24 protein-coding genes, 1 tRNA gene and 1 pseudogene are annotated in these 26,019 nt (G+C 72.7%); 16 read left to right on the top strand and 10 right to left on the bottom strand.

Going from position 1 to position 26,019, the window contains the following annotated elements; all coding sequences use genetic code 11:
- Positions 1-121 precede the first annotated feature (121 nt).
- Positions 122-499: pseudogene (locus tag AB0P03_RS04300) on the bottom strand (IS30 family transposase); the annotation flags it as partial.
- A 2-nt stretch (positions 500-501) separates the two neighbouring features.
- Between AB0P03_RS04300 and AB0P03_RS04295 the strand changes: the two are divergent.
- Entirely contained in the window at positions 502-1,236 is a 735-nt protein-coding gene (locus AB0P03_RS04295; RefSeq protein WP_363627787.1) for an iron chelate uptake ABC transporter family permease subunit, read from the top strand.
- A gap of 119 nt (positions 1,237-1,355) precedes the next feature.
- On the opposite strand, the gene AB0P03_RS04290 is transcribed toward AB0P03_RS04295, so the two are convergent.
- Positions 1,356-1,733 (bottom strand): helix-turn-helix domain-containing protein, encoded by a 378-nt coding sequence (locus tag AB0P03_RS04290; RefSeq protein WP_363585541.1) that lies wholly within the window; start codon positions 1,731-1,733, stop codon positions 1,356-1,358.
- A gap of 140 nt (positions 1,734-1,873) precedes the next feature.
- Here AB0P03_RS04290 and AB0P03_RS04285 point away from each other — a divergent pair, with 140 nt between their 5' ends.
- A complete protein-coding gene (locus AB0P03_RS04285) occupies positions 1,874-2,857 on the top strand; it encodes an NADP-dependent oxidoreductase (RefSeq protein WP_363627786.1) in 984 nt (327 codons plus the stop codon).
- Between the two features lie 79 nt (positions 2,858-2,936).
- Here the strand turns inward: AB0P03_RS04285 and AB0P03_RS04280 are convergent, their stop codons facing one another.
- Complete coding sequence (locus tag AB0P03_RS04280) at positions 2,937-4,028, bottom strand: polyprenyl synthetase family protein (protein WP_363627785.1); 1,092 nt, start codon at positions 4,026-4,028, stop codon at positions 2,937-2,939.
- Positions 4,029-4,150: 122 nt separating this feature from the next.
- Here AB0P03_RS04280 and AB0P03_RS04275 point away from each other — a divergent pair, with 122 nt between their 5' ends.
- The gene (locus AB0P03_RS04275; protein WP_363627784.1) at positions 4,151-4,483 is read left to right on the top strand and encodes a cupin domain-containing protein; all 333 of its coding nucleotides are present in this window, start codon (positions 4,151-4,153) and stop codon (positions 4,481-4,483) included.
- A 123-nt stretch (positions 4,484-4,606) separates the two neighbouring features.
- Here the strand turns inward: AB0P03_RS04275 and AB0P03_RS04270 are convergent, their stop codons facing one another.
- Positions 4,607-4,948: a hypothetical protein gene (locus tag AB0P03_RS04270; RefSeq protein WP_363627783.1), complete on the bottom strand. Its 342-nt coding sequence runs from the start codon at positions 4,946-4,948 to the stop codon at positions 4,607-4,609.
- 309 nt (positions 4,949-5,257) lie between these two features.
- On the opposite strand from AB0P03_RS04270, the gene AB0P03_RS04265 reads away from it, so the two are divergent.
- Together AB0P03_RS04265 and AB0P03_RS04260 are read left to right on the top strand one after the other, a co-directional pair.
- Entirely contained in the window at positions 5,258-6,328 is a 1,071-nt protein-coding gene (locus AB0P03_RS04265; RefSeq protein WP_363627795.1) for a serine hydrolase domain-containing protein, read from the top strand.
- A 204-nt stretch (positions 6,329-6,532) separates the two neighbouring features.
- Positions 6,533-7,645, top strand: a complete 1,113-nt coding sequence (locus AB0P03_RS04260) for a serine hydrolase domain-containing protein (RefSeq protein WP_363627794.1) — start codon at positions 6,533-6,535, stop codon at positions 7,643-7,645.
- A 147-nt stretch (positions 7,646-7,792) separates the two neighbouring features.
- Here the strand turns inward: AB0P03_RS04260 and AB0P03_RS04255 are convergent, their stop codons facing one another.
- Positions 7,793-8,494: a response regulator transcription factor gene (locus AB0P03_RS04255; protein WP_363627782.1), complete on the bottom strand. Its 702-nt coding sequence runs from the start codon at positions 8,492-8,494 to the stop codon at positions 7,793-7,795.
- A complete protein-coding gene (locus AB0P03_RS04250) occupies positions 8,491-9,735 on the bottom strand; it encodes a histidine kinase (protein ID WP_363627781.1) in 1,245 nt (414 codons plus the stop codon). The genes AB0P03_RS04255 and AB0P03_RS04250 overlap by 4 nt, the downstream gene beginning before the upstream one ends.
- Positions 9,736-10,050: 315 nt before the next feature.
- On the opposite strand from AB0P03_RS04250, the gene AB0P03_RS04245 reads away from it, so the two are divergent.
- Together AB0P03_RS04245 and AB0P03_RS04240 are read left to right on the top strand one after the other, a co-directional pair.
- Positions 10,051-12,390 (top strand): MMPL family transporter, encoded by a 2,340-nt coding sequence (locus AB0P03_RS04245; RefSeq protein WP_363627780.1) that lies wholly within the window; start codon positions 10,051-10,053, stop codon positions 12,388-12,390.
- Between the two features lie 184 nt (positions 12,391-12,574).
- Positions 12,575-12,648: transfer RNA gene (locus tag AB0P03_RS04240), tRNA-Met, on the top strand.
- An 81-nt stretch (positions 12,649-12,729) separates the two neighbouring features.
- Here the strand turns inward: AB0P03_RS04240 and AB0P03_RS04235 are convergent.
- The gene (locus AB0P03_RS04235; RefSeq protein WP_350878819.1) at positions 12,730-13,362 is read right to left on the bottom strand and encodes a cyclase; all 633 of its coding nucleotides are present in this window, start codon (positions 13,360-13,362) and stop codon (positions 12,730-12,732) included.
- 367 nt (positions 13,363-13,729) lie between these two features.
- Between AB0P03_RS04235 and AB0P03_RS04230 the strand changes: the two genes are divergently transcribed.
- Positions 13,730-14,908: an agmatine deiminase family protein gene (locus AB0P03_RS04230; protein ID WP_363627779.1), complete on the top strand. Its 1,179-nt coding sequence runs from the start codon at positions 13,730-13,732 to the stop codon at positions 14,906-14,908.
- A 212-nt stretch (positions 14,909-15,120) separates the two neighbouring features.
- Here the strand turns inward: AB0P03_RS04230 and AB0P03_RS04225 are convergent, their stop codons facing one another.
- Complete coding sequence (locus AB0P03_RS04225; protein WP_363585519.1) at positions 15,121-15,855, bottom strand: alpha/beta hydrolase; 735 nt, start codon at positions 15,853-15,855, stop codon at positions 15,121-15,123.
- 251 nt (positions 15,856-16,106) lie between these two features.
- Complete coding sequence (locus tag AB0P03_RS04220; protein WP_063352386.1) at positions 16,107-16,703, bottom strand: TetR/AcrR family transcriptional regulator; 597 nt, start codon at positions 16,701-16,703, stop codon at positions 16,107-16,109.
- Between the two features lie 256 nt (positions 16,704-16,959).
- Here AB0P03_RS04220 and AB0P03_RS04215 point away from each other — a divergent pair, with 256 nt between their 5' ends.
- The 7 genes from AB0P03_RS04215 (at position 16,960) to AB0P03_RS04185 (ending at position 23,893) form a co-directional block, all read left to right on the top strand.
- Entirely contained in the window at positions 16,960-17,253 is a 294-nt protein-coding gene (locus tag AB0P03_RS04215; protein ID WP_363627778.1) for an agmatine deiminase family protein, read from the top strand.
- 87 nt (positions 17,254-17,340) lie between these two features.
- Entirely contained in the window at positions 17,341-18,339 is a 999-nt protein-coding gene (locus tag AB0P03_RS04210) for an agmatine deiminase family protein (RefSeq protein ID WP_363627777.1), read from the top strand.
- 148 nt (positions 18,340-18,487) lie between these two features.
- Positions 18,488-20,146, top strand: a complete 1,659-nt coding sequence (locus AB0P03_RS04205) for an ABC transporter substrate-binding protein (protein ID WP_363627776.1) — start codon at positions 18,488-18,490, stop codon at positions 20,144-20,146.
- 73 nt (positions 20,147-20,219) lie between these two features.
- Positions 20,220-21,179: an ABC transporter permease gene (locus tag AB0P03_RS04200; RefSeq protein ID WP_363627775.1), complete on the top strand. Its 960-nt coding sequence runs from the start codon at positions 20,220-20,222 to the stop codon at positions 21,177-21,179.
- Positions 21,176-22,030 carry an ABC transporter permease gene (locus AB0P03_RS04195; RefSeq protein WP_363627774.1) on the top strand — a complete coding sequence of 285 codons (855 nt, stop codon included), beginning with the start codon at positions 21,176-21,178 and terminating at the stop codon, positions 22,028-22,030. The genes AB0P03_RS04200 and AB0P03_RS04195 overlap by 4 nt, the downstream gene beginning before the upstream one ends.
- On the top strand, positions 22,027-23,001 hold the full coding sequence (locus AB0P03_RS04190; RefSeq protein ID WP_363627773.1) for an ABC transporter ATP-binding protein: 975 nt from the start codon (positions 22,027-22,029) through the stop codon (positions 22,999-23,001). Before AB0P03_RS04195 ends, AB0P03_RS04190 begins: the two co-directional genes overlap by 4 nt.
- 94 nt (positions 23,002-23,095) lie before the next feature.
- On the top strand, positions 23,096-23,893 hold the full coding sequence (locus tag AB0P03_RS04185; RefSeq protein ID WP_363627772.1) for an ABC transporter ATP-binding protein: 798 nt from the start codon (positions 23,096-23,098) through the stop codon (positions 23,891-23,893).
- 108 nt (positions 23,894-24,001) lie between these two features.
- Here AB0P03_RS04185 and AB0P03_RS04180 read toward each other — a convergent pair whose 3' ends face one another.
- Positions 24,002-24,673 carry a TetR/AcrR family transcriptional regulator gene (locus AB0P03_RS04180; protein ID WP_363585511.1) on the bottom strand — a complete coding sequence of 224 codons (672 nt, stop codon included), beginning with the start codon at positions 24,671-24,673 and terminating at the stop codon, positions 24,002-24,004.
- A gap of 145 nt (positions 24,674-24,818) precedes the next feature.
- Between AB0P03_RS04180 and AB0P03_RS04175 the strand changes: the two genes are divergently transcribed.
- On the top strand, positions 24,819-26,000 hold the full coding sequence (locus AB0P03_RS04175) for an agmatine deiminase family protein (protein WP_363585510.1): 1,182 nt from the start codon (positions 24,819-24,821) through the stop codon (positions 25,998-26,000).
- Positions 26,001-26,019 lie beyond the last annotated feature (19 nt).

Raw genomic sequence — 26,019 nt, 5'->3', positions numbered from 1 at the left:
ACCGGCCTGAGTCTCTACCAGGTCGTCCGCGAAATGCAGTTCCTCCTCGCAACCTGGGCCGGCGCCTGCCCCACCTGCCACCGCGACATACCCACTTCCATACAAACCTGACCAAGCCCTACTAGGCCGCGAGCAGTTTATGCAGGCGCTCGGCTGGGGTTTCCCAGCCGAGCGTTTTGCGTGGGCGGCCGTTGAGTTCGGCTGCGACGCTGGCCAGGTGCTCAGGAGCGTGAACGGCCAGGTCGGTGCCCTTGGGGAAGTACTGCCGCAGCAGACCGTTGGTGTTCTCGTTCGAGCCGCGCTGCCATGGACTGGCCGGATCGCAGAAGTAGACCGGGATGCCGGTGGCGACGGTGAACGAGCCGTGGGCAGCCATCTCGCTGCCCTGGTCCCAGGTCAGCGAGCGCACCAGGTGGCCAGGCAGCGCCTGGACGGTCTCCACCAGGGCGTCACGGACGTGTTCGGCGGTGCGGCCATGGGGCAGTTGCAGGAGCATCACGGGTGATCGATGTCGTGGTGCGCCGTCTCGGGCTGGGCGGCCCGCACGTCACGCTGCTGGACGACCAGATCGTCTGGCAGTTGCGGCTGCCCCGCGTTCTGGGAGCGGCTGCCACCGGCGCAGGCCTCGCGGTCTGCGGCGCGGTGCTGCAGACGCTGACCGGGAACGACCTGGCCGACCCTTTCCTGCTCGGGATCTCCGACGGAGCCGCCGCCGGCGCGGTCACCGTGATCGTCCTCGGCGTCGGCGTGACCGGCGCCGTGGGCACCGGCGCGGTGGCGACGGCGGCCTTCGTCGGTGCCCTGCTCGACCTGGCCCGGCACGTCCACGGGGACACCGCCGAGGGCGCCGCGCGGGCGGAGGAGTGGCTGCTGACCACCTATCCCAGGTCCGCCGTCCACGCCCAGCTGCGCGACCTGCGGACGGCGGCCGTGCGGCTGAGCGACCCCGCCGACGACCGGGCAGCCCTGCGTGCCTGCCCGGCGGCGGCGAGCTGCTGGCAAGCTGGCAGCGCCGGGCCGGGCCGGGCCGGTGCACTCGCCCGCTACGGCGAGGCGCTGCGCGCGGCGACCCCCCGGGGTTCCGAGCTGCCCGGGCTGGTGCACCTGCACCACAACCGGCTGCTCGGCATCGACCCGGAGGCCGAGGACCACGCCCGCTCCGTCGCCCGCGGCGCGACGGAGGCCCAGCGCGGCCGCCGCCTGCGCCGGCCCTGGGTTCAGGGGCGGACCGGGTGACCGCGGGCCCCGGCGGTGGGCCCCGGCCACGTGCCCCGGCGGTGGACCCCCACCCCAGGCCCACCGTCAGCGGCGTGCTGAACCCTCGGCTGCGGGAACCGGTCGTGGCCACTGCCGGGCTACCCCGCGACCGGCTCGGGCCGGAGGGCCTGGTCGATGTTCTCCTCGACCCAGGAGCGAAGCGCGTTCAACGGCACCGCGGCACTCTGGCCGAGGCGGGTGAGGGAGTACTCGACGTGCAGGGGGACGACGGGGTACACGGTGCGGTCGAGGATGCCGAAGTCCTCCAGGCGGCGCAGGGTCTGGGTCAGCACCTTGGGGCTGACGCCCTGGAGGCGGCGCTGGAGTTCACCGAACCGCTGGGGACCGTCTTCGAGGGCGCCGATGGCGAGGGCGGCCCACTTGTTCGCGAGCAGGTCGAGCAGGATGCGGCAGGGGCACTGGGCGGCGTAGACGTCGTGCTGCGAGTGCTCGCCGCTGGGGCAGGTGGTCGTCATGCTCACCCTCCTCACCAGGACACTTCCCGATGGGAAGTACTAGCCCTTGAAGGTAACCATACCCGCGGGGATAGCGTCGCCGGCATCGAGGAACGGCCGCTCAACGGCCTTCCGCACTCTGATGCTCCGGGAGATGACGCATGTCCGCAGACACGATGCGCGCGGTGGTCCAGGACACGTTCGGCGGGCCGGAGGTGCTGCGGGTCGCCGAGGTGACGCGTCCGGTGCCGCTGCCGACGGAGGTGCTGGTACGGGTGCACGCGGCCGGGATCAACCCGGTGGACTGGAAGACCCGCGGCGGCTCCGGCATGGCCGGCCTGCTGGGTGAGCCGCCGTTCACGCTCGGCTGGGACGTGTCCGGCGTGGTCGAGGAGGTCGGCTTCGGCGTGACCACGCTGAAGGCCGGTGACGAGGTGTACGGCATGCCGTGGTTCCCGCGCGCCGCGAACGCCTACGCCGAGTACGTGACCGCCCCGGCCCGGCAGTTCGCCCGCAAGCCGGCCACGCTCGACCACGTGCACGCCGCCGCCGTGCCACTGGCGGCACTGACCGCCTGGCAGGCCGTCGTCGACACGGCCCGGGTGCGGGCCGGCCAGCGGGTGCTGGTCACCGCAGCCGCCGGCGGGGTGGGCCACTTCGCGGTCCAGTTCGCCCGCCACCTGGGCGCCCACGTGGTCGCCACCGCCAGCGCCGCCCGGCACCCCTGGCTCAAGGAACTCGGCGCCGACGAGGTGATCGACTACACCAGCACCCGCTTCGAGGACGCCACCGCCGGCATCGACGTCGTCATCGACCTGGTGGGCGACGACCACGACCTGACCAGCACCCGTTCCCTGAAGGTCCTGCGCCCCGGCGGCCTGCTGGTCGCCGTCCCGGCCGGCGTCTCCCCCGAGCTGGCCGCGGCCGCCGAGGCGGCCGGCGTGCGGGTCACCCCGTTCCTGGTCGAGCCGGACGGCGCCGCGCTGACGACGATCGCCGCGCTGATCGACGCCGGCGAGGTCGCCGTCGAGGTGGAGCGGACCTTCCCGCTGGAGCAGGCCGGGGCCGCTCATGCCCGCGGCGAGGCGGGCCGCACCCGCGGCAAGCTCGTCCTCACCACCGGGGTCGGGCCCGGAGCCAACTGACCGCCGATCAGGAACGGACGGGATTCCCCGCTCGCCCCTCCCCCGTCCTCCGCCCTCCCTGTCGCGGGCTCACCTCACCTCACCGGACTCGCTCGACGCTCCACCTCGGCAGGTACTCGAAGAACGCGACGGCTTCCTCCCGCCACCTGGGGCGCCAGGCCGCGGCTTCCGCGGCGGCCGCGTGCGCGAAGCGCCGCATGTCCGCCCGCATCCGCTCCGGGACGCCGTGGCGGTGGGCGATGTCGCGGATGGCGGCGACGGTCTCCTCGGTGCAGGCTCCGTCGCCGAGTGCGGACTCCACCACGGCCCGCTCGGCGTCGGTGGCCGCCGCCAGGACGGCGCGGACGGTGTAGTTGCGCCGCCCCTCCCGGAGGTCCGTTCCGGTGGGCTTGCCCATGGTCCCCGCGTCGCCGAAGAGGTCCAGGTAGTCGTCGCGCAGCTGCCCGCAGATCCCCACCAGCCGGGCGTAGCGGCGCAGTTCCTCGTCGTGGCGGGCGGGCTGGACGCCTGCGGCGAGCAGTCCCAGCTGGAGCGGGGCGAGGACCGAGTAGCGGGCGGTCTTGTAGTCGGCCACGTCGTGCAGCACCTCCTCGTCCGGGTCCGCGGTGAAGTCCCGCTCCAGGTCGATGATCTGGCCGACGAACGTGGCCGTTGCCGCTCGCGTCTGCACCTCGACCATGGCCTGTCGGACCGGGAGCGGGGCCCGGGAATCGAGGAGGACCTGGAGGGACAGCGCGAGTGCGAGGTCGCCGGCGAGGACGGCGAGCCCGAGCGCGGTCTGCGGCCGGTCGGGGAACCGCCCCCGGTAGGCGTAGTAGGTGGAGGGCCCGCCCCGGCGGGTGGGGCTGTCGTCGATGATGTCGTCGTGGACCAGCCCGTGGGTCTGGAGCAGTTCGATGCTCAGCGCGGCGTCCTCCAGCCCCGCCACGGGCTCGGCGGTCACCAGCCGGGCGGCCTCGAAGAGCAGGGCCACCCGCATCCGCTTGCCGCCGCGCAGCGACAGGTCCCGCAGCAGGGCCAGGCAGTCCGGGGTGAACCGGCTGAACGACGGAGCGTCGAAGGCGGCGGCCAGGTCCTGGAAGTACTGCTCGGACAGCGTGCTGAACCGGCGCTCGTACCCGGCGAGACGGGCCCGGATCTGCTCGGTGGGGACGGCGGCGGTATCGGTCACGAAGATGTCTTCCGTTCGGGCGGGGATGCGGGCCCGCGCAGGCGCGGAGGTGCCACGGATCCCGGTGGTGGTCCGTCACCCATGCTGCCCCATCGGCCTCCCGGTCCGAGATACTGGGGAGCATGCAGACGATTTCTCTGGACACACAGGCCCGTGAGCACCTGGAGCGTGCGGCGGCAGCCTCCTCGGGACGCAGCGCGGCGACCGTCTACACCGGCCACGAGCGCGGACTGCGTCAGACCGTCCTCGCCCTGACCGCCGGCTCGGGCCTCGCCGAGCACGACAACCCCGGCGACGCGACCCTCCTGGTACTGCGCGGACACGTGCGGCTCGTCGAGGGCGACACAAGCTGGGAGGGCCGCGCCGGTGACCTGATCCCCATCCCCGAGGCTCGCCACAGTGTCGAAGCGATCGAGGATTCGGCCGTGCTCCTCACCATCGCCAAGCGCGACTGAAACAGCACACCGGACAGGTGCCGGACAGGGCGTGCCCACCTGCGGACGCGCCCTGTCCGGCACCCGCCCCGTCCGAGGCGGCCGCCCCCGTCACCGCCGTCACGCCTCATCCGCTCTGCGCCCTCAGGAACCCTCGCCCCCCAGCATCAAGTCCGTCCCGCCCAGGAAGGTCAGCCCGGCGGCGTCGTTCGACTCGTTCAACTCGCTCAACTCCCTCAACTCGCCGGGAAGGCGGGTCAGGGCGAGTTGCAGGGCCTGCAACGAGTCCACGCCGAAGATCGCCGTCACGCGGTCGACGACGCCCGGGTGTCCGGTGATCCGGTACGGGCAGTACCAGTCCGGCCCCTCCGGGTCGCGGCAGGGCAGCCCGACCTCCAGCAGCACCGGCCTCTGCGTCCCGTCCGGAGCGGTAAAGGCCAGCTCACGACTGGCGATGACCTGGCCAAGCTCGTATTCAGCGCTCACCGCAGCAGTACAACACACCCCACGGTTCGAAGCGCCTCTCCACCGGAAGGCCGGCAAGAGCACTGCCGGGAGCACGGTCCTGGTTGGGGCCGGCTCCCGGAGCCGGCTCCCGGGTGCGGTCTCGTCCTGGGTACGGACGAACTCGCCTGCCCCTGAATGGTCCTCTTGATCAAGGCCGGGAATCACCGGCGCCATTCCTCAGAGGGGTTCTTCGTGAACGAGCATGCACCGCACAGTCGCCTCCCGCGCTCGCGCCGGGGCGGCCGGCACCGGGCGGTGGCGGTCGTGACCGCCGTGGCCGCCGGCGTGATGACGGTCGGAGCGCTGGCACCGACCGCGGCGTTCGCGGGCGGCAAGCCGGACAACGTCCAGTCGAGCCTGAACGCGCTGGTGAAGGACGACGGCCTGCCCGCCGCGCTGGCCGCCGTCAAGGGCCGCGACGGCCGCACCCGCACCTACACCGCCGGTGTCGGCGACGTCGCCACCGGAGCCAAGGTGCCCACGGACGGGCAGGTGCGGATCGGCAGCAACACCAAGACCTTCACCGCCGTCGTCGTGCTCCAGCTCGTCGCCGAGGGAAAGGTCGGCCTGGACTCCCCCGTCGAGACCTACCTGCCCGGCCTGCTGCGCGGCGACGGCATCGACGGACGCAACATCACCGTCCGCCAACTGCTCCAGCACACCAGCGGCCTGCCCGAGTACGTGGACAAGGACTCGATCCTCACCGGTCCGACGCGCTACTACGAACCGCGCGAACTCCTCGACGCGGCCCTGGCCCAGAAGGCCCACTTCGCCCCGGGCACCAGCTGGGAGTACAGCAACACCAACTACCTGCTGGCCGGCCTGATCATCCAGAAGGTCACCGGGCGGCCGCTCGGCGAGGAGGTCAACCGGCGCATCGTCGACCGCATCGGCCTGCGCCACACCTACTTCCCCACCCCCGGGGACACGGGCATCCGCGAGGCCCACCCCAAGGGCTACAACCGGGACGCCGACGGCTCGCTCCGCGACTACACCGAACTGGACCCCTCCTGGGGCTGGGCGGCAGGCGCCGTCGTCTCCACCAACAGCGACATCACCCGCTTCTACACCGCGCTCCTCGGCGGCCGGCTCCTGCCCGCGGCGCAGCTCGCCCAGATGCGCACCACCGTCCCCGCCGACGAGGTGGGCCCCGGCGCCCGCTACGGGTTGGGCCTGGTGAGCCGGCCGCTGTCGTGCGGCGGCCTCTACTGGGGCCACGGCGGGACCATTCCGGGCTACGAGACCGCCGGGGGCGCCACCGATGACGGCCGCGCCACCAGCATCGCGGTGACCATGATCCCAAGTGGTGCGGCCGGACAGCACGTTGAGGCCGCGGTGGACGCGGCCCTGTGCCGCTGACCCTCCCCGATCCGGCCTGAGCTTCCGCACCAGTACGACCCGCGGGTTCTGCGCGCCTCGGCGAGCGCGGAACCCGCGCGCTCGCGTACCCGCGCACCTGCACATCCCGCCAATTCCCCTTTCCCGTAGAGGAGTTCTTCCGTGAACGAGCACGTCCCGCACAGCCGCTCCCCCCAGTCCCACCGGAGCCGCCGCGGTCGGCACATGGTGGCGGCAGCCGTGGCCGCCGGCGTCGTGGCGGCCGGAGTGCTGGCACCGACCGCGGCGTTCGCCGGCGCCAAGCCGGACAGCGTCCAACAGAGCCTGAACGCGCTGGTCAAGGACGACGGCCTGCCCGCCGCACTGGCCTCGGTCAAGGGCCGCGACGGCCGCACCCGCACCTACACCGCGGGCGTCGGCGACCTCGCCACCGGCGCCAAGGTCCCCGTCGACGGGCAGATACGCGCCGGCAGCAACACCAAGACCTTCACCGCCGTCGTCGTCCTCCAGCTCGTCGCCGAAGGGAAGGTCGGCCTCGACGCGCCCGTCGACACCTACCTCCCCGGCCTGCTGCGCGGCGACGGCATCGACGGACGCCGCATCACCGTCCGCCAGCTGCTCCAGCACACCAGCGGCCTGCCCGACTACATGGAAACCCCCGCACTCCCGGACTTCACCACGATCCAGTACCGCTACTTCGAGCCCCGCGACCTCCTCGACGCGGCCCTCGCCCAACAGGCCCGCTTCCCCGCGGGTACCAGCTGGGAGTACAGCAACACCAACTACATCGTCGCCGGACTCCTCGTCCAGAAGGTCACCGGACGGCCCGTCGGCGAGGAGATCACCAAGCGCGTCATCGACCGCATCGGCCTGCGCCACACCTACTTCCCCACCCCCGGGGACACCGGCATCCACGAGGCCCACCCTCACGGCTACTACCGCAGCTCGCCGGACGCGCGGACGATCGACTACACCGAGATGGACTCCTCGGCGGCCTGGGCGGCGGGGGCGATCGTCTCCACCAACACCGACCTCAACTCCTTCTACGCCGCGCTCCTCGGCGGCCGACTCCTGCCCGCGGCGCAGCTCGCCGAGATGCGCACCACCGTCCCCGCCGAGCTCCTGGGCCCGGGGGTCCGCTACGGGCTGGGCCTGCAGAGCAAGCCGCTCTCCTGCGGCGGCCTCTCCTGGGGCCACGGCGGGACCACCGCGGGCTACCGCTCCCGCAACGGGGTCACCGACGACGGCCGCGCCGCCGCCATCACCGTCACCGCCATCCCGGGCGAGGCCGGCGCGCAGCACATGGCGGACGCCCTGGACGCGGCCCTCTGCCGCTGACCGCGCCACCCCTCGGGGCGCCCCCTGCCTGCGCGGGGGGGCGGACACCGGACAGACGGCCTCGCGGCTCCCGTGGGCGGGGACCGCGAGGCCGTCTGTGGAGTACCGCTGCCGGGATCAGTCCGACTCGGGCAGGCTCAGCCCGCCTCAGCCCGCCGGGTTCGCGGGCCGGGCCTCGACCAGGCCGGACTCGTAGGCCGCGATCACCGCCTGGGCACGGTCGCGGACACTCAGCTTGGCGAAGATGCTGGTGATGTAGTTCTTGACCGTGGAGACGCTGATGCCCATCGCCGACGCGATCTCGGCGTTGTCCAGGCCGGTGGCCAGCAGGTGCCACACCTCGATCTCGCGGGGCGTCAGTTCGCCCAGACTGGACACCGGCAACGGCACCGGTGCCGGTGGCAGGCGGGGCGCGGTGACGTACGTGGAGATCAGCCGGGTGAGCAGGCGCGGCGCCACCGCCGCCTCCCCGGTGTGCACGGTGCGCACGGCCGCCGAGAGCTCCTCCGGGGAGACGTCCTTGGGCAGGAACCCGGAGGCGCCGGCGCGCAGGGCGGCGACCACGTACTCGTCCATGTCGAAGGTGCTCAGCGCCAGGACCCGGCAGGCCGGCAGTTCCCGCGTGAGCCGCTCGGTCGCCTGGACGCCGTCGAGAACCGGCATCCGGATGTCCATCACCACGACGTGGGGCCGGTGCCGGTGCGCGAGGTCGACCGCCTGCTGGCCGTCGTCCGCCTCGGCCACCACCTCGAACGCCGGGTCGGGTGCCAGGATCAGGGCCAGGCCCCGCCGTACCAGCGGCTGGTCGTCGGCGATCAGCACCCTGATCCGCTCCGGGGTTCCCGTCATCCGAGCCGTTCCTCTCCGTCGGCCGGCGCCACCGGCAGGCTGGCCGCCACCCGGAAGCCACCACCGTCCACGGCGCCGGCCACCATGCTGCCGCCCTGCAGCGCGACGCGTTCGCGCATGCCGATCAGACCGTATCCGGTGCGGCCCGCCCTCGGTCCGGCCGCACCGCCCGCTCCCGCCAGGGCGCCCACCAGGGTGTCGGCCGGCGCGGCGGTGCCGTTGTCGGACACCTCGACGGTGATCCGGTCCGGGTGGTACGTCAGCCGGACCCGCGCCTGGGCCCGGCCGGCGTGCTTGCGGGTGTTGGTGAGGGACTCCTGGACGATCCGGAACACCGCCAGGCCGGTGCTCGGCGGCAGCGGGCGCTCCTCCCCCAGGACGGCGAACTCAGTGGGAAGACCGGCCCTGCGGGACTCCTCGACGAGCCGTCCGAGGTGTCCGACACCGGGCTGCGGCTCGGCCGGCGACTCCTCCGGCTCGTCGCCGGCCCGGAGCACGTCGAGCAGTTGGCGCATCTCGCGCAGCGCCATCCGCCCGGAGCCCTCCAGCGTGACCAGGGCGTCGCGCACCACCTCGGCGTCACCCCCGAGGTTCGCTCTGGCACCGCCGGCCATCAGCTGCATGGTGGTGATGTGGTGGGCGACGATGTCGTGCAACTCCCGTGCGATGCGGCGCCGTTCCTGCGCCACCGCGCGGTCGGCCAGCAGCCTGCGCCTGGCCTCCACCGCGTGCTGCCAGCGTTTCAGCGCCTCGGCCGCGGCGATGACCAGCGCCACGGCGACCACGTTGGACGCCACTTGCGAGAGCGGAGGCGGCAGCGGATGCCCCCGGCCCAGCAGCGGTACGACGGCCGCCACGAGGGCGGCCGTCACCGCCACCACGAGGCCGCGCGAGCGGGCGACCGCGAACAGCGCGATGCAGAGCGTGCAGTTGAAGTGTTGCGGCACCGGCCCGCTCAGGTTCAGGGCCAGGCCGAGGGCCAGCACAGCCGTCAGCGACGCCAGCGGGTAGCGGCGCCTGGTGAGCAGCGGCATGGCCGCCAGTACGAGCAGGACCAGCGCCGTCAGGGCGATCGGCTGGCTTCCGTCCGGGCCGCCGATCGAGTAGCCGAGGAGGTCCAGGGCGGCAGCCCCGACGGCCACCAGTGCGTCACTGGCCGTCCAGGGCAGACCGTCGGCTCTCGGCGGCTGCGGCTGCGGCTGCGGCTGCGGCAGCGGCAGCGGCCGGTGGTGCGTCGACATGCTGGTGGTGGTCCTTTCCGTGGCCGGTCGGCCGTGTGCCGTCGTCCGTGAGCCGCGAGCCGTGAGCCGTGAGCCGTTCCCGCGGAGCCCTCGGGGGGGGGGAGCCTGCGGTCTATTCTCCCTGTGGCCCCCGGCCCCGGGCCGGCACCCGGGACCGATCCCGGACCAGGCCCCTGGTCCTGGTCCGGGCCTGGTGGCGGGCTCAGGTCCTGATGCCGTTCTCCTCCCGCGCTCGGACGAGAACGCCCGGTACGCCGTGATGGTCTGGAGACGTGCCGGAAATCCCCGGCGACAGCACCACAGCCGGAGGACATCGTGATCCGCGCCCTGACCGGATTCTCCACCAGGAATCCGTGGAAGGTGATCGCCGTATGGGCGGTCCTGGGAGTACTCCTGACCGTCCTGAGCCAGACGTTGATCTACCGGGTGACCCAGACGCAGACGGCCGACTTCCTGCCGAAGAGCTACGACTCGGCCGCCGCCATGAAGGTCGCCCAGGACCGCTTCGGGACGAAGCCCGACGCCAACCCGGTGACCGTCCTGGTCGCGCGGGCCGACGGCCGGGCGCTGACCGCCGCGGACCGGCAGCAGATCGACGACGGGGCGAAGCGGCTGAGCCGCCTCAAGGTCACCATGCCCAAGCCCAAGGACGCCGCGCCCCTTCAGCGGGACTACTCGCAGGTCCCCCAGGTCGACCCGGCCATGACCGCGCCGGACGGGACCTTCGAGCTGCTCTCCGCCAACCTCACCGGAAACCCCGCCGATCCGGGCCTGGAGAACACCTACCGGGCGTTCCGGGACGGCACCCGGGCGGAGTTCGCCGCCCAGGGACTGCGGACCGGCTTCACCGGCGCCCTCGCCGACCAGGTCGACTCCGCCGACGACGGCAAGACCCTCGCGACCGTCGCGTCCGCCTGCGCCGTCGGCCTGATCATCCTGCTCCACATCCTCATGTTCCGCAGCGCCCTGGCCGCGCTGCTGCCGCTGATCGCGGTGGCCCTCGTCAGCGGCGTGGCCGCCGGCGCCGTCGTGGGCACCGCCCTGCTCACCGGCATCAAGCTCGACCCGTCCGTACCGAGCCTGATCGGCGTGGTGCTGCTGGGCATCGGCATCGACTACTTCCTGTTCCTGATGTTCCGCTTCCGCGAGCAGCTGCGGGCCCACCCCGAACGCCACCACCGCGCCACCGCCGCCGAGGTCGGCCACAAGGTCGGCACCGCGATCACCTCGGCCGCGCTGACCATCGTCGCCGCCTTCGCCACCCTCGGGGTCGCCAGCTTCGGGCAGTTCCGGGTGCTCGGCCCGGCCGTCGCGGTCTCGGTCCTGGTCATGCTGCTGGCCAGCCTCACCCTGATGCCCGCCGTACTCGCGGCCTGCGGACGCGCACTGTTCTGGCCCTCGCGCGCCCTCAAGACCGTGCCCCGCGACGGCGCCACCGCCCGCTTCGCCGACCTGGTGGCCCGCCGGCCCGTGGTCATGGTCCTCGCCTCGCTCGCCCTCCTGGGCGCCCTGGCCGGCGGGCTGGCCGGGATCAGGATGGACTACGGCCTGGGCGGCGGACCGCGCACCGCCTCCCAGACCACCGCCGCCGAGATCTCCCGCGTCCTGCCCGCCGGTGTGGCGGACCCGACCAGCGTCTACGTCGAGACCAAGAACGCCGGCCCCCTCACCCCCGGCGCGTTGGACGGCCTCGCCCAGGGCCTCACCCGGGTCACCGGCGTCGGCCAGGTCACCAAGCCGGTCCTGAGCGAGGACCGGCAGGCCGCCAGAATCGACCTCTTCCTCACCGAGGACCCGCAGTCCCAGCAGGCCCGCGACCTGGTCGCCGGCCCGATCCGCGCCGCCGTCGCCCAGAGCACACCGGCTGGCCTGAGCGCACACGTCGGCGGCACCCCGGCCGTCTTCGCCGACGTCTCCACCGCCGTCGGCCGCGACCTGCGGCTGGTCTTCCCGGTCGCGGCGGCACTGATCGGGGTCATCCTCCTCCTGCTGCTGCGCAGCCTGCTCGCACCGGTCGTCCTGATGCTCTCCGTCGGCCTCGGCTTCGCGGCCACCCTCGGCGCGGCCGCCCTGCTGTTCCAGCACGCGATGGGCAAGCCGGGCGTCAACTTCACGCTGCCGCTGGTCCTGTTCCTGTTCGTGGTCGCGCTCGGCACCGACTACAACATCCTGATCAGCGACCGGATCCGGGAGGAGATGGAACACCCCGGCCCGCCCCGGGCCGCGGTCGCGCGCGCCCTCCGGCACACCGCCCCGGCCATCGCGACGGCGGGCCTGGTCCTGGCCGGCTCCTTCGCCGGCCTCGCCGTGACCCCGCAGCCCTCGACCCAGCAGATCGGCTTCGCGACCGCGCTCGGCATCCTGCTCTCCGCGTTCCTGCTGTCCGTCGTCCTGGTGCCCGCCCTGGCCGCGCTCCTCGGCCGCAGCCTGTGGTGGCCCCTGCGTCCAGGCCGTACCACGGCCCGCACGGCCCCCGGGCACCCCCGCGCAGAGGCGCCGCAGTCGCCGCAGTCCCAGCCCTGGTCGCAGTGGCCTACGCCGCCGCAGCCGGACGACCACCCCTCCCCCTACCCTCAGCCCTATCCCCAGCCGTACACGCCGCAGGAGGAACAGGGCGCAGCCTCCTCCTGGACCGGAAGCAGCCACCACCCGTAGGAAGCGGGCGGGCTCGGACGACGACACCGGGCGCAACGGCCGGCGCCCCCGGTTCCGTCGCGCTGCGGCTGTCGGCTTCCGCTGAACGCGCATCACCTCGGGGCCGCCGTTGGAGCCGCGCACCCGGCCGCCCGGTGGCCGATTAGGTGATCGCCGCCGGGTGCCGTACGGTCGGTACTACCGACGCGGGGTGGAGCAGCTCGGTAGCTCGCTGGGCTCATAACCCAGAGGTCGCAGGTTCAAATCCTGTCCCCGCTACTTCCGACACCGGGGCCGACGCACACTGTGCGCCGGCCCCGGTGCTGTTCTCCCTCGGTCGCCTTCGGCGCGAGCCCCCGGTCAGCTCACCGTCGTGGTGCTGAGCGCCTGTGCGGTGGCCGGGTAGCAGGCGGTGGGCACGTCGACGGTGAAGAACGAGACGGGCACGGTCGCCGTGAAGGTCAGCCCCGGGTCCGTGTAGCTCGTACCGGCCACCGAGGTGCGGATGACGCTGCCGGAGGCCCCGGCGGCCAGGTTCAGGGTCAGCGCGGGGAGCGTGAAGGTGCCGCCGCCGTCGACCGACCCGTTCACCGTGAGCACGACGTTGCCGTTGTTCACCGCGACGCTCGCGCTGCCCGAGTAGCCGGAGCCGCCGGTCAGCGACTCGCCGGTCAGCGTGGCGTTCGCGGGGACCGGCACGGTGAGGACGATGTTGCTGATCGACTGGATGCTGTAACCACCCACCGTGGTGGGCACGGTGAGCGCGTCGGGGGCCAGGGTGACGGTGAACTGGCTGCCGGCCGTGACGGTGGCGGGCGCGGCGGCGTTGACACCGGCGTTGAGGTTGAAGGTCTGTGCCGACCCGATCGGCGGGGTCGCCTGGCAGGCCAGGACGACCGGGGTGTCCGCGGCCGCGGCGGTCGGCGCGAACAGCCCGACCGCGGCCACGCCGCCGGCGAGCACGACCGAGGCACGTCGCAGAGCAGAGGTCATTCCCATGAGGGTTCTCCCGCGAAGCCTGAGGTGGGGGGGGTGAGGGTGGGGCGCGCGAGCGTCGGGGCGTGGGGTACCTGAGCCGCCCGCCCACCCGGCGGCCCGGCGCAGGCCAGGCGAATTCAGCATGGGCGCGTCAGGGACCTCCAACAATCCTGCTGCGCAAGGCAGTTGCAGCACTTTCCGGCCATTCTCCGGCCGCGCCGCGCTCGGCCCTCATGGCTGGTCGGCGGCGGCCGACGCATGCGTGGCGAAGGCGGCGCCCGTCATCAGCGGACGGGCCGCTTCGGGCTTGACTGACTTTTCAGTCAATGAAAGTGTTGACGGCGAGCTCGACGTCGGCGCTACCCCTGACCGGAGAATCCCCGTGCCCTACCCTGATCTGTCCCGCCGCACCATCCTGCGCTCCCTCGGCGGCGCGGGCGTCCTCGCCCTCGGCCTGACCGCCTGTTCGGACCTCGACGAACCCGTCGAGGACGCCACGCAGGCCCCGCAGCCATCCGGGGCCCCACAGCCGTCCGGGTCCTCGGCGGCTCCCGGTGCGCGCCGCTTCGGCGCCGAATGGGAGAAGCACGTCCGCACCGTGATGTCCTGGCCCGCCTCGGAGAGCGTCTGGGGCGACCAGCTCCCCGACGTCCGGAGGGACATCGCCGGCCTGGCGCGGGCCATCGCCGCCCGCGAACCGGTCGTCCTGATGGCCCGCCCCGAGCAGAAGGACGCCGCGCAGAGCGCGTGCGGCTCCGCGGTCGAGGTCGTCCCCATCGCCGTCGACGACCTGTGGGCCCGCGACACCCTGCCGGTGTTCGTCGAGGAGGGCGGCAAGGTCAAGGGCGTCGACTTCAACTTCAACGGCTGGGGCGACAAGCAGCAGCACGCCAACGACGGCAAGATCGCCCGCACCGTCCTGGCCAAGTACGGCGTCGAACGCATCGAGACGAAGCTGGTCGCCGAGGGCGGCTCCTTCGAGACCGACGGCCAGGGCACCCTGCTGGTCACCGAGAGCTCCGTCGTCAACGGCAACCGCAACCCCGGCATGTCCCGCGACCAGGTCGAGGCCGAGCTCAAGAAGGCCCTCGGCGTCACCACCGTGATCTGGCTGGCCGGCGTCAGGGGCAAGGACATCACCGACGCCCACGTCGACTGCCTCACCCGCTTCGCCGCCCCCGGAGTCGTCCTGCTCGACCAGGCCTTCCCCGGTTCACCCGCCGACGTCTGGTCCCGCTCCGCCGACCAGGCCCGCGGCGTCTTCACGGACGCCGTCGACGCCCGCGGCAGGAAGCTCGACGTCATCGAGCTCCAGCAGCCCGACCCCGACAGGATCACCGGCCGCGGCGACGCCTTCGTCTCCTCCTACATGAACTTCTACGTCGGCTCCAAGGGCGTCTACCTCCCGAAGTTCGGCGACGACCGCGCCGACGTCCGCGCCCAGCAGATCCTCAAGCAGCACTTCCCCGACCGCGAGATCGTCCCCGTCAAGATCGACAACATCGCCGCCGGAGGTGGCGGCATCCACTGCGCCACCCACGACATCCCGGCCGTCGGGTGAACGCGCGGTTCGCCTGACACCCGCCGGGGCGTGCGGTCTCCTCGAAGCTCCACAGAAATCGAACCGTTGATGACTTCAGGCAGCACGGGCCCCTGCCGAGAGTTCAGCAGGGGCCCACGGTGCAGAGAGCTGTGGACGGCCGGGGCCTGCCCTCGACGAGTGGCAGGCCGTCGGCATCAGCTATCGTCTGCCGCCGGTCCGACGGCCCGGCCTCACCTCAGGTGTCGGGTGAAGAACTGGGCCGCGGCGTCCCCGGCGAACTGCGGGACGCCGGTGTGCCCGCCCATGTTGGCGTGCAGGGACTTCTCCTTCGAGCCGAAGGCGTCGAACAGGTCCAGGGCCGCCTGCCGGTCGTTCCCCTCGTCGTCCCACTGCAGCAGGACATGCAGCGGAATGGTGACCTGCCGGGCCTCCTCGAACATGGAGCGAGGCACGAAACTGCCGGCGAACAGAACGGCGGCCGAGATGCGCGGCTCGACCACCGCCAGCCGGATCCCGATGGAGATCACTCCCCCCGAGTACGCGACCGGGCCGCCGATCTCGGGCAGCGCGAGGAGGGCGTCCAGGGCGGCCCGCCATTCCGGGACCGCCTTGTCGACCAGCGGGAGGATGAGGGCGTCGACGATCTCGTCGCTGACCGGCTCGCCGGCCTCCAGCGCCCGGCGCAGGTCGGCGCGGGCCTGCTCCACGGCGGGCCAACGAGGCCGGTCGCCGCTTCCCGGGAGCTCGATGGTCGCCGTGGCGAAGCCGTCCGCCGCGGCGTGCCGGGCCCGGGCCACCAGTCGGGGGTACATCCTGCGCAGTCCGAGGGGAGGGTGGCCGAGCAGGATCAGCGGCGCCGGTGCGGATGCGGCTCCGGGCGTCCACAGGATGCCGGGGATCTCGCCGAGGGTGAACTCGCGCTCGAGGACACCGTCGTCGAGGCGCTGTTCAGAAGTGAAGTGCATGGTCGTGCCTTTCGGGAGGGCTCGGATACGGCGCTCCCGGACGACCTATCGCCCGACCGTGACCCCGGAGGAGAGCACCCATGTGAATACTGCGTTCACGGGTACCACCTCCTCGTTCTCTCGCACGGCCTCCGGAAACATAGCAGCGGTCGCCTCGTCCGCCAAACGGGTTTTTACGGAGTCTCCGCGACGGCGGGGTGCACCGGCGCCGGCGGCGGCCTGCCCCGGACCTCGGGCAGGTGGAGGATCGGTCAGCAGCGGCACCGCACGACGGCCGGAAGCGCCTCCAACTCCACCTCGATCGCCTCCCGGAGCAAGCGTCGCGCGTGCTCCAGCGGCATCGAACCGGTCAGCCAGCGGGCGCTGAGGCCCTCGATCAGGACGGTGAGGCGTTCGGCGGAGGCCGTGTGGGCCGGCGCCGTGGCCTCGGGGCGGGCGCGGCCGAGCAGGTCCGCGACATCGTGCACCCAGGCGTGGGTGGCCCGTGCCAGTTCCTCCCGGAGATCGGGCTCGAAGACCGCGCTGGCCCTCAACTCCCCCCAGGCCGTGCTGTTCTCCCGCACGTCCGGGGTGTCCTGGAGTTCCAGGAGCAGGACCTGTTCGAGATCGCGCCGGGGATCGTCCGAGTACCCCGCCGAGTCCCCCTCCGCGGTGTAGCGGTCCGCCCGGTCGCTGATGAACTCCAGGGTCTTGCGGAGCAGCCCGGCCCGGTCGGTGAAGTGGTAGTACAGCAGCGAGGTGGACACCCCCGCCTCGGCGGCCAGTTCGCCCACGCGCAGCCCGCGCACACCACGCCGCGCGATGACGCGGGTGGCGGCGATGAGTATCTCTGTTCGACGATCCGACACAAGCGATCACCCTACCCGGCCGGGGCCTCGCGCGGAGGAATTCCTGATCAAAGTTTCAGGGCCCAACTCCCGTACGGCCAGGCGGGTGACCCCAGCCCGGGGCTCACGGCGGACTCACGGCAAGCTCGTGGCGGGCTCACGACAGGCCGGTGCGGCAAGGAAAACCGCGATACCGTACGTATCGGGTATTGACTGAATTTTTAGTTGCAGCCAAGATGTGCGTCACCCCACACCTCCCGCCCCCAAGGGAGTCCTCTTGGACACGCCCGTTCCCACCCGCCGCAGCCTGCTCGGATTCGGCGCTGCCGCGGATGCCCGCGGAGACCGATCTGCACACCCTCACCTTCATGGCCTGGCCCGCCCTGTCCTCAACGGCGCCGTCCTCGTACCGCAGTTCGGCGACGGCTACGCGGACGGGGTCGCCTACGCGGTCCTCCAGGCCAAGTACCCCGACCGCACCGTGGTCCAGCTCGACATCGACAACATCGCGAGCGGCGGCGGCATCCACTGCTCCACCCAGTCGCAGCTCGCCGCACCGCCCGCCGGCTGAGCGCGGCCGAGCCCCCGCCGACCATCTCGGTCGGCCACTCTCGACCCCATCCTGACTGAAAATTAGAACAAGAGAGAAGGATCCGTCATGACGTTCCAGATGCCGGCCGAGTGGACCCCCCACGACGGGTGCCTGATGGCCTGGCCGACCAGGTCGGACCTCTGGGGGGAGACCTTCGAGGAGGCCAAGCGGGAGTACTCCCAGGTCGCCCGGGCGATCGCCGAGTTCGAGCCGGTCACGATGGTCGCGCTGCCGGGCCGGGGCGCCGAGGCGCAGGAGCTGTGCGGGGAGGGCGTCGAGGTCGTGGAACTCCCCATCGACGACTCGTGGTTCCGCGACTCCGGGCCGATCTTCGTCCTCGGCGAGGACGGCCGGCGGGCCGGTGTGGACTTCCGCTTCAACGCCTGGGGCGGCAAGCACCACCCGTACGACACCGACGACCTGATCGCCGGGCGGCTGCTGGAGCGCCTGGGCGTCGAGCGCGTCGACTCCCGGATGATCCTCGAAGGCGGGGCGATCACGGTCGACGGCGAGGGCACGCTGATCACCACCGAGCAGTGCCTGCTCAACCCGAACCGCAACCCGGGGATGAGCAAGGAGGAGATCGAGGCCGAACTGATCGCGAAGCTCGGCGTCAGCACGATCATCTGGCTCCCGTACGGCGGTCTGCTGGACACCGAGACCGACGGCCACGTGGACGGCGTCTGCGCGTTCGTCGCCCCCGGCAAGGTGATCGTCCAGCTGCCCGCCGACCCCGACCACCCCGACCACGAGCGCATGCGCGCCAACCACGCCGTCCTGACGGCCGCCACCGACGCCCGGGGCCGCAAGCTGGAGATCCTCGAAGTCCCGCAGAGCGCCTTCGTCGAGGTCAACGGCACCGACGTCGAGGTCGGCTACCTCAACTTCTACATCGCCAACGGCGGCGTCGTCGTCCCGGTCGCCGACGTCCCGGAGGACGAGGGGGCCCTCGCCGCCATCGCGGCCGCCCTGCCCGGCCGCAAGGTCGTCGGGGTCCGCTCCCGGGCGATCGCCTACGGCGGCGGCGGTGTCCACTGCATCACCCAGCAGGTGCCCACCGCCTGAGCCGCCCGCCCGCCGGCCCAGCCACCCGCCCGTCGCCCCACCCCTCGCCCCGCCCCTCGCCGCGGGCCGGGCAGCGAACCCCCGCTGCCGGGGCCGCCCCTCCCCCCGCCCGCCGGACCCCCGTTGAGCCTGGAAGAAAGAACCCTCGATGCCACGAAGCCAGCGCCCGGAGCACAGATCCCCGCACCGCCGCCACGCCCTGCCGGCCGCCGCCCTGGCAGCCTTCGCCCTGGTCGCCGCCTGCGCCGGGCCGCCGAAGACCGGTGACGGAGGCAGCGGCGACCAGGCGTACAAGCTGTCCGCCGACACCCCGGCCGCCAAGGGCCGGCTCGACTCGTTCAGCTGGGCCGTGTACGCCGAGCCGCCGACCCTCGACTACATCTCGGCGTTCGACTACCCGCAGAACACCATCCTGTCCAACGTGTGCGAGAGCCTGATGCGGTGGACCCCGCAGCTGACACTGGCCCCCGGGCTCGCGGCGAAGACCACCAGCCCCGACCCCACCACCTGGGTCTACGACCTGCGGCCCGACGTGCACTTCCACGCCGGCGGCGTGATGACCGCCGACGACGTGGTGTACAGCCTCGGCCGGCAGATGAACCCCGACAACGCGGCGGCCTGGGCCCAGCAGTTCCAGAACGTCAGCACCGTCACCAAGAGCGGCCCGCTCCAGGTCACCGTCAAACTCAAGCAGCCCGACTCGCAGTTCAACCAGTACATGGCCACGGCCGCGGGCGTCGTCGCGTCCAAGGCCGGCATCGAGGCGGCCGGCAAGGACTACGGCACCTCCGGCAGCCTGGACTGCACCGGCCCCTACCAGCTCGGCTCCTGGAACAAGGGCCAGTCCATCCAGCTGCGGCGCTTCGACGCCTACTGGGGCGCCAAGGCCAAGTCCGCGAAGGTCGACTTCCGCTTCCTGACCGACCCCTCGGCGCGCGTCAACGCCATGATCAGCGGTGAGGCGGACGGCGGCTACCTGATCCCGACCGAGAGCTACGACCGCCTGAGCAGGAGCGGCGTGGGCACCCTCTACTTCGGCGAGGGCCTCAGCACGGTCAACGTCAACGTCACCGACATGAAGGGCGTGCTCGGCGACGTCCGCGTCCGCAAGGCGCTGTCGCTGGCCCTCGACCGCTCCGGCTTCGTGCGCACCGGGCTCGCCGGCGCCGGCAGCGCCACCGGCTCCCTCACCTCCCGCGCGGCCTGGGCCGCGGCGCCGCCGGACGTCAGGAAGGAGGCGTTCGAGGGGCTCACCCCGACCGCCCCGGACATCGACCGGGCCAAGGCCCTGGTCAAGGAGGCCGGCGCCACCGGAAAGACCGTCACGGTCGCGACCAGCTCCATCGGCCAGGACGTCTCGCTGCTGGCCACCGCCGTCCAGTCGGCCGGCGCCAGGATCGGTCTCGACGTCCAGCTCAAGACGATCGCGCCCAACGCGTTCACCGCGCTGTTCACGGACGCGAAGGCGCGCGAGGGCATCGACCTGTTCCCGGAGACGTACTACGACTCCATCACCGACCCGCTGGACCTGCTGGCCAACTTCAAGACCGGCGCCTACCAGAACTTCGCCGGCCACAGCGACCAGGCCTACGACGACCTGGTCGACAAGGCGACCGCCGCCGCCGACCCGGCGGAGCGCTTCACCCTCGAAGCGCAGCTCCAGAAGACCGCGTCCGACCAGCTGCTGTGGATCCCGGTCGCCGAGTGGCCCACCGCCGTGTTCCTCAACAAGAGGATCACCGGCGCCCCGACCACCATCTCCTACATGTACTACCCGTGGGCGGCCGACGTGGGATCGGCCCAGTGACGTCTCCCGGATCCACCGTGCGGCGGCCGGTACTCCCGGCCGCCGCCCCGCCCCCGGACGTGAGGGCCTCCACGTGAGCTTCCTGCGCTTCACCGCACGACGGCTGGCCGAGATGGCGGCCACCCTCCTCGGCGCCTCCTTCGTGATCTTCGGCGCGATGTACCTGGCGCCGGGCAACCCGGCCAGCTTCCTGCTCTCGGGCCGCTCCGCCTCCCCCGAGGCACTCAAGGCGATCAACGACCAGTACCACCTGGACGAACCGTTCCTGCTGCAGTACCTGCGCTGGCTCGGCCAGATCGTCCACGGCGACTTCGGCCGCTCCATCACCTACCGCACCGACGTGTCGCGGCTGCTGGCCGACCGGCTGCCCGCCACCCTCCTGCTCGTCACCATGGCCCTGCTCCTGGTCGTCGCCGTCGGACTGCTGCTCGGCTGGATCGGAGCCGTCCGCGGCGGCGCCGTGGACTCGACCGTCCTGGTCGCCACCACCGTGGCCGTCGGCACCCCGTCCTTCGTCGCGGCCGTCCTGCTGCAGGGCCTGTTCGCGGTGAAGCTGGGCTGGTTCCCGACCGGCGGCACCGGCGACGGACCCGGCCAGATGCTGTGGCACCTGGCCCTGCCCGCCGTCGCGCTGGCGCTCTACCTGATCGGCATGCTCGCCCGGGTCACCCGCGCCGCGATGCAGGAGGTCCTCGGCCAGGAGCACGTCACCGTGGCCCGCAGCCGGGGCGTCGCCGAGCACGAGGTGATCCGCCGGCACGTGTTCCGCAACGCCCTGGGCACCGTCCTGACCACGGGAGGCCTGATCGTCTCCACCCTGCTGGTGTGCACCGTCCTGGTCGAGTCCGCGTTCAGCGTCGGCGGCATCGGCCAGCTCCTCGAACTGTCCACCACCACCAAGGACTTCCCCACCGTGCAGGCGATCTCCCTGCTCATGGTGGGGCTGTTCATGGCGGTGAACCTCGTCGTCGACCTGCTGCACCCGCTGGTCGACCCCAGGGTCACCCTCCCGCCGAAGAGGTCCGCCGCATGAGCACCACCGTCCTGCGCCGCCCCGGCCTCGCCCGCCTGCGCACCGCCCGAGCACCCCTGTACCACCTCTGCCTCGGCCTCGTCGCCGTGGTCGTCCTGGTCGCCGTGCTCGCCTCCTGGCTCGCCCCGTACGACCCGAACGCCGTCGACCTGGGCAACGCCCTCGCCGGCCCCTCCGGCGACCACCTGATCGGCGTCGACGCCGCCGGCCGGGACACCCTGTCCCGGCTGATGCTCGGCGCCCGCACCTCGCTGCTCGGCCCGCTCGGAGTGGTCGCCTTCTCCACCCTGGCCGGCGTCGCCATCGGCGTCACCGCGGCCTGGCGGGGCGGCTGGCTCGACTCCGTCCTGTCCCGCTCCACCGAACTGGTCTTCGCCTTCCCCGGCATGCTGCTGGCGATCCTGATCGTCGCGGTCTACGGCGAGGGGCTGATCGCCCCGGTGATCGCCCTCGCCATCGCCTACCTGCCCTACGTCAGCCGCCTCAGCCGCTCACTCGTCCTCGCCGAACGCTCCCGCCCCTACGTCGAGGCCCACCGCGTCCAGGGCCATTCCGGGCTCCAGATCTGCCTGCGCCACATCATCCCCGGCATCGCCCCCGTCGTCCTCGCCCAGTCCACCATCAACTTCGGCTACGCCCTGATCGACCTCGCCGGCCTCTCCTTCCTCGGACTCGGCGTCCCGGCGCTCACCCCCGACTGGGGCCGCATGGTCTTCGACGGCCAGACCGCCATCCAGCACGGCTACCCGCTGTCGGCGATCCTGCCGTGCGTCGCCATCGTGCTGACCGTCGTCGCCTTCAACGTCGTCGGCGAACGCTGGGCCGACCAGGTCGCCAGGAGGGACCGTTGAACGTCCTCGACATCCAAGGCCTGCGGCTGCGCCTGCCCGGCACGGCCCGGCCCGTCCTCGACGGCGTCGACCTCACCGTCGACGCCCGCGAGACCGTCGCCCTCGTCGGCGAATCCGGCTCCGGCAAGAGCCTCACCTCCCGCAGCGTCCTCGGGCTGCTGCCGCGCGGCGCCACCACCGAGGGCGTCGTGCGCGTCAACGGCGACGACGTCCTCACCATGAGCCCGGAGCAACTGCGCCGCCTGCGCACCGACACCGCGGCCATGGTCTTCCAGGACCCGCGCGCCTCCGTCAACCCGCTCCGGCGCATCGGCGACTTCCTCACCGAGACCAGCCGCCGGGGCCCCGGCGGGGCCGACGCCGCCGCCGGACGGGCCGCGGAGATGCTGGCCGCCGTCGGGCTCCCGGAGAGCACGCTCGGCAAGTACCCGGGGCAGCTGTCCGGCGGCATGCTGCAACGCGTCATGATCGCGGGGGCGCTGATGGGCGACCCCGCCCTGATCCTCGCCGACGAGGCCACCACCGCGCTGGACGTCACCACCCAGGCCGAGGTCGTCGCCCTCCTCGGCGACCTGCGCGAACGCTTCGGCACCGCACTGGTCTTCGTCACCCACGACCTCGGACTCGCCGCCGCCATCAGCGACCGCGTCTACGTCATGTACGCGGGACGGATCGCCGAAACCGGGCCCGCCGAGGCCCTGTTCGAGCGGCCGCGCCACCCCTACACGGCCGCGCTGCTCGCCTCCACCCCCCGCCTGGACACCCCCCGGGGCCGGCTGGCCGCCATCGGCGGCAGGCCACCGAGCCTGCGCGAGGACCTGACGGGCTGCCCCTTCGCCGCCCGCTGCCCGCTCGCGACCGAGGTGTGCACCGAGCGGGCGCCGGCCCTGCTGCCGCTCGCCGACGAGCCGGCCCGGCGGGCCGCCTGCCACCACGGCGACCGCGTCGCGGAGGTGACCGCCGATGCCTAGGAGCACTGCCGGTAGCGGCACCACGACCAGCCCCACCACGGCCAGCCCCGCCACGACGAGCCGCGTCACGACGAGCCCCGGAGGAGAACCAGCGATGCCGAAGACCGTCCTGGAGGCCGTCGGCCTGCACCGCACCTACGGGAGCGTCCAGGCGGTCGACAACGTCTCCTTCACCCTGGCCGAAGGCGGATCGCTGGGCATCGTCGGCGAGTCGGGGTCGGGCAAGACCACCACCGCCCGGATCGTCGTCGGGCTCGAACGGGCGGACTCCGGACGCGTCCTGGTGCACGGCCGGGACCGCACCGAGCACCGGCGCGGCCGGGCCCACCGGCTGGCCCGCGCCCGCGAGGTCCAGATGGTCTTCCAGGACCCGTACCTGTCCCTCGACGCCCGCACCAGCGTCGGCACCGCGCTGCGCGAAACGCTCAGGCTGCACTTCCCCGACGCGGACCACCCCCGCCGGATCGCCGAACTCCTCGACCAGGTCGGCCTCGGCGAGCGCGAGGCCGAGGCCCTGCCCCGCCGGCTCTCCGGCGGCCAGCGCCAGCGCGTCGCCATCGCCCGCGCGCTGGCCGTCGAGCCCGCCGTCCTCGTCCTCGACGAGGCGGTGGCCGCCCTCGACGTCTCGGTGCAGGCGCAGATCCTCAACCTGCTCGCCGACATCCGCGAACAGACCGGCATCGGCTACCTGTTCATCACCCACGACCTGGGCGTCGTCCGGTGCGTCACGGACGAGGTGGTCGTGATGCGGAACGGCCGGATCGTCGAGTCCGGCCCCACCGCCGAGGTCCTCGCCCGGCCCCGGCACGCCTACACCCGGCTGCTGCTCGACTCCGTGCCCAGGCCGGGCTGGGACCCGCGGTCCATCGCGGCCGCCCGCCGGGCCCTGTAGCCGGGCCCTCCGGACTGCCGGGCCTTCCGGACTGTCGGGGTCCCGCGGGGTCGGCGGACTCCACGGGGCCCCGGTGTCGTTCGGCCGACGGGCGGACGACGCCGGGGCCTATGCCGTCCCGGCGTCGGCCGGGGCCTGTGCCGTCCCGGACGGTGCTCCGGCGAGCGCGCGCACCAGCGTCCCCAGCACCGTCGCCGCGTCCACGTTCGAGTCGAGGGACTGGATGGCCGCGAGGCCGTCCACCGCCGCCGCGACCGCCTCGCCCAGGGGTCGCGGGTCGATGCCGCCGCCCCGCTCGTCGGCGAGCACCTGGAAGAGCCGGACGAAGCACGACCGCCAGCGCAGGTACTCCTGCTCCAGACTCCCCCGGACGCGTTCGTCGTTGAGGGCGTGCCAGTGCAGGGCCGCGTGCAGGTGCGACAGGTCCGGGCTCTCGCCCCGGGTCAGCAGGCCGATCACGCGCTCGGCCCGCTCGGCGAAGTCGCCGGGGCCGTCCACCGCTTCCTCCAGCGGGGAGATCCACTCCGGCCGGATGTCCTCGATCACCGCCACGATCAGATCGGTGCGGTCGCGGAAGTGGTAGTGGCACATCCCGTGCGAAACGCCGCACAGCGCGGCGACGTTGCGCGTGGTGAAGCGCCCGGCGCTCTCGCCGGCCAGCAGGGTCCGGGCGGCGGAGACGAGCCGTGACCGGGTCTGCTCCCCCTTGGCCGACGAGCGCGTGCGCCCCTGCGGAACCACGGGGGCCGCCTGAACCTGTTCCTTCTCGCCTGTCGCCATGGCGCAACTCTAGGGCGTGTCCGACCCACGCCCCCGCTCCAGGAATCTTCGTCCGATCCTGCGCAGATAATTGACCGAGCGCTCGGTTAGTTCTACCTTTCGAGTCAATCCCGTTGCCGAGACGGGCAGTTGACCGGAGGACCCGATGAACGATCACGTCCCGAGCAGACCCGGCCTGGGCAGGCCCGGCCTGGGCAGACGACAGTTCCTCACCGCGGCCGGACTCACCGCCGCCGGCCTGGCCGTGACGTCGGCGGCAGGCTCAGCCGCCGCGGCGGCCGGCCTCCGCAGCTCCCGCAACGAGGACACCGCACTGGCGGGTGCGTTCGCCGTCCCGATCGACGGCGCGCGGCACACCCGGACCTGGATGGCCTGGCCCGACAGCACCACGATCTGGCGCAGCCAGCTCGGCGGCATCCAGTCGAACATCGCGCTGATCGCCAGGACCATCGCCAAGTACGAGCCGGTCATCATGTGCGCCAACCCCGCGAGCGCCGCCAAGGCCCGCTCCCTGTGCGGCTCGTCGGTCACCGTGATCACCACCATCCCCGTCGACGACTGCTGGATGCGCGACACCGGCCCGGTCTTCCGCACCGACGGGCCGGGAGCCCTCGACGCCGTCGGCCTCAACTTCAACGGCTGGGGAAACCGGCAGACCCACGCCAACGACGCGCTGGTCGCCCGGCGCATCGCCGCCTACGTCGGGGTGCCGTTCACCGCCGCCGGCCTGATCGCCGAAGGCGGCGCCATCGAACAGGACGGCGCCGGCACCCTGATGGCCACCCGCAGCAGCATCGTCAACGACAACCGCAACCCCGGGATGAGCCAGGCGCAGATCGAGACCGCGATGTGCCAGGCCTACGGCGCGTCCAAGGTCATCTGGTTCACCGGCATCAGGAACCAGGACATCACCGACGACCACGTCGACGCCACCTCGCGCTTCCTCGCCCCCGGCGCCGGGCTGGTCCAGCTGCCGCTGGCGACCGACACCGACGCGTGGGCCAGCGACGCGCGCGAGCAGTACCAGATCCTGTCCGCCGCCACGACGGCCGCAGGCGGTCCGACCGCGGTGACCAGACTCCAGGGCCCGGACTACTACAGGATCCGCTCCACCAACCAGAACTTCGTCGCCTCCTACGCCAACTACTACGCGTGCAACGGCGCCGTGATCTCCGCCCAGTTCGGAGACAGCACGGCCGACGCCGCCGCCCGGGCGACCCTGGCCCGGCTCTTCCCCGGACGCACCGTCGAGCAGCTCGACATCGACTCCCTCGGCGCCGGCGGCGGCGGCATCCACTGCGTCACCCAGCAACAGCCCGCCGTCTGACACCCGGCGGAGCGGCGCG

The organism is Kitasatospora sp. NPDC088779, assembly GCF_040685395.1.
In the GTDB taxonomy this organism is placed as follows: Bacteria; Actinomycetota; Actinomycetes; order Streptomycetales; family Streptomycetaceae; genus Kitasatospora.
Note: the sequence above shows the minus strand (reverse complement) of the source record. Positions and strands in the feature narration are given on the sequence as shown.

Excerpts from the sequence above, each read along its gene's own strand:
- AB0P03_RS04205 (WP_363627776.1), top strand. The coding sequence starts at position 18,488 with ATGCCACGAAGCCAGCGCCCGGAGCACAGATCCCCGCACCGCCGCCAC.
- AB0P03_RS04225 (WP_363585519.1), bottom strand. The coding sequence starts at position 15,855 with ATGCACTTCACTTCTGAACAGCGCCTCGACGACGGTGTCCTCGAGCGC.
- AB0P03_RS04285 (WP_363627786.1), top strand. The coding sequence starts at position 1,874 with ATGTCCGCAGACACGATGCGCGCGGTGGTCCAGGACACGTTCGGCGGG.
- AB0P03_RS04235 (WP_350878819.1), bottom strand. The coding sequence starts at position 13,362 with ATGACCTCTGCTCTGCGACGTGCCTCGGTCGTGCTCGCCGGCGGCGTG.
- AB0P03_RS04290 (WP_363585541.1), bottom strand. The coding sequence starts at position 1,733 with ATGACGACCACCTGCCCCAGCGGCGAGCACTCGCAGCACGACGTCTAC.
- AB0P03_RS04180 (WP_363585511.1), bottom strand. The coding sequence starts at position 24,673 with ATGGCGACAGGCGAGAAGGAACAGGTTCAGGCGGCCCCCGTGGTTCCG.
- AB0P03_RS04210 (WP_363627777.1), top strand. The coding sequence starts at position 17,341 with ATGACGTTCCAGATGCCGGCCGAGTGGACCCCCCACGACGGGTGCCTG.
- AB0P03_RS04260 (WP_363627794.1), top strand. The coding sequence starts at position 6,533 with ATGGTGGCGGCAGCCGTGGCCGCCGGCGTCGTGGCGGCCGGAGTGCTG.
- AB0P03_RS04265 (WP_363627795.1), top strand. The coding sequence starts at position 5,258 with ATGACGGTCGGAGCGCTGGCACCGACCGCGGCGTTCGCGGGCGGCAAG.
- AB0P03_RS04255 (WP_363627782.1), bottom strand. The coding sequence starts at position 8,494 with ATGACGGGAACCCCGGAGCGGATCAGGGTGCTGATCGCCGACGACCAG.
- AB0P03_RS04250 (WP_363627781.1), bottom strand. The coding sequence starts at position 9,735 with ATGTCGACGCACCACCGGCCGCTGCCGCTGCCGCAGCCGCAGCCGCAG.
- AB0P03_RS04185 (WP_363627772.1), top strand. The coding sequence starts at position 23,096 with ATGCCGAAGACCGTCCTGGAGGCCGTCGGCCTGCACCGCACCTACGGG.
- AB0P03_RS04195 (WP_363627774.1), top strand. The coding sequence starts at position 21,176 with ATGAGCACCACCGTCCTGCGCCGCCCCGGCCTCGCCCGCCTGCGCACC.
- AB0P03_RS04175 (WP_363585510.1), top strand. The coding sequence starts at position 24,819 with ATGAACGATCACGTCCCGAGCAGACCCGGCCTGGGCAGGCCCGGCCTG.
- AB0P03_RS04275 (WP_363627784.1), top strand. The coding sequence starts at position 4,151 with ATGCAGACGATTTCTCTGGACACACAGGCCCGTGAGCACCTGGAGCGT.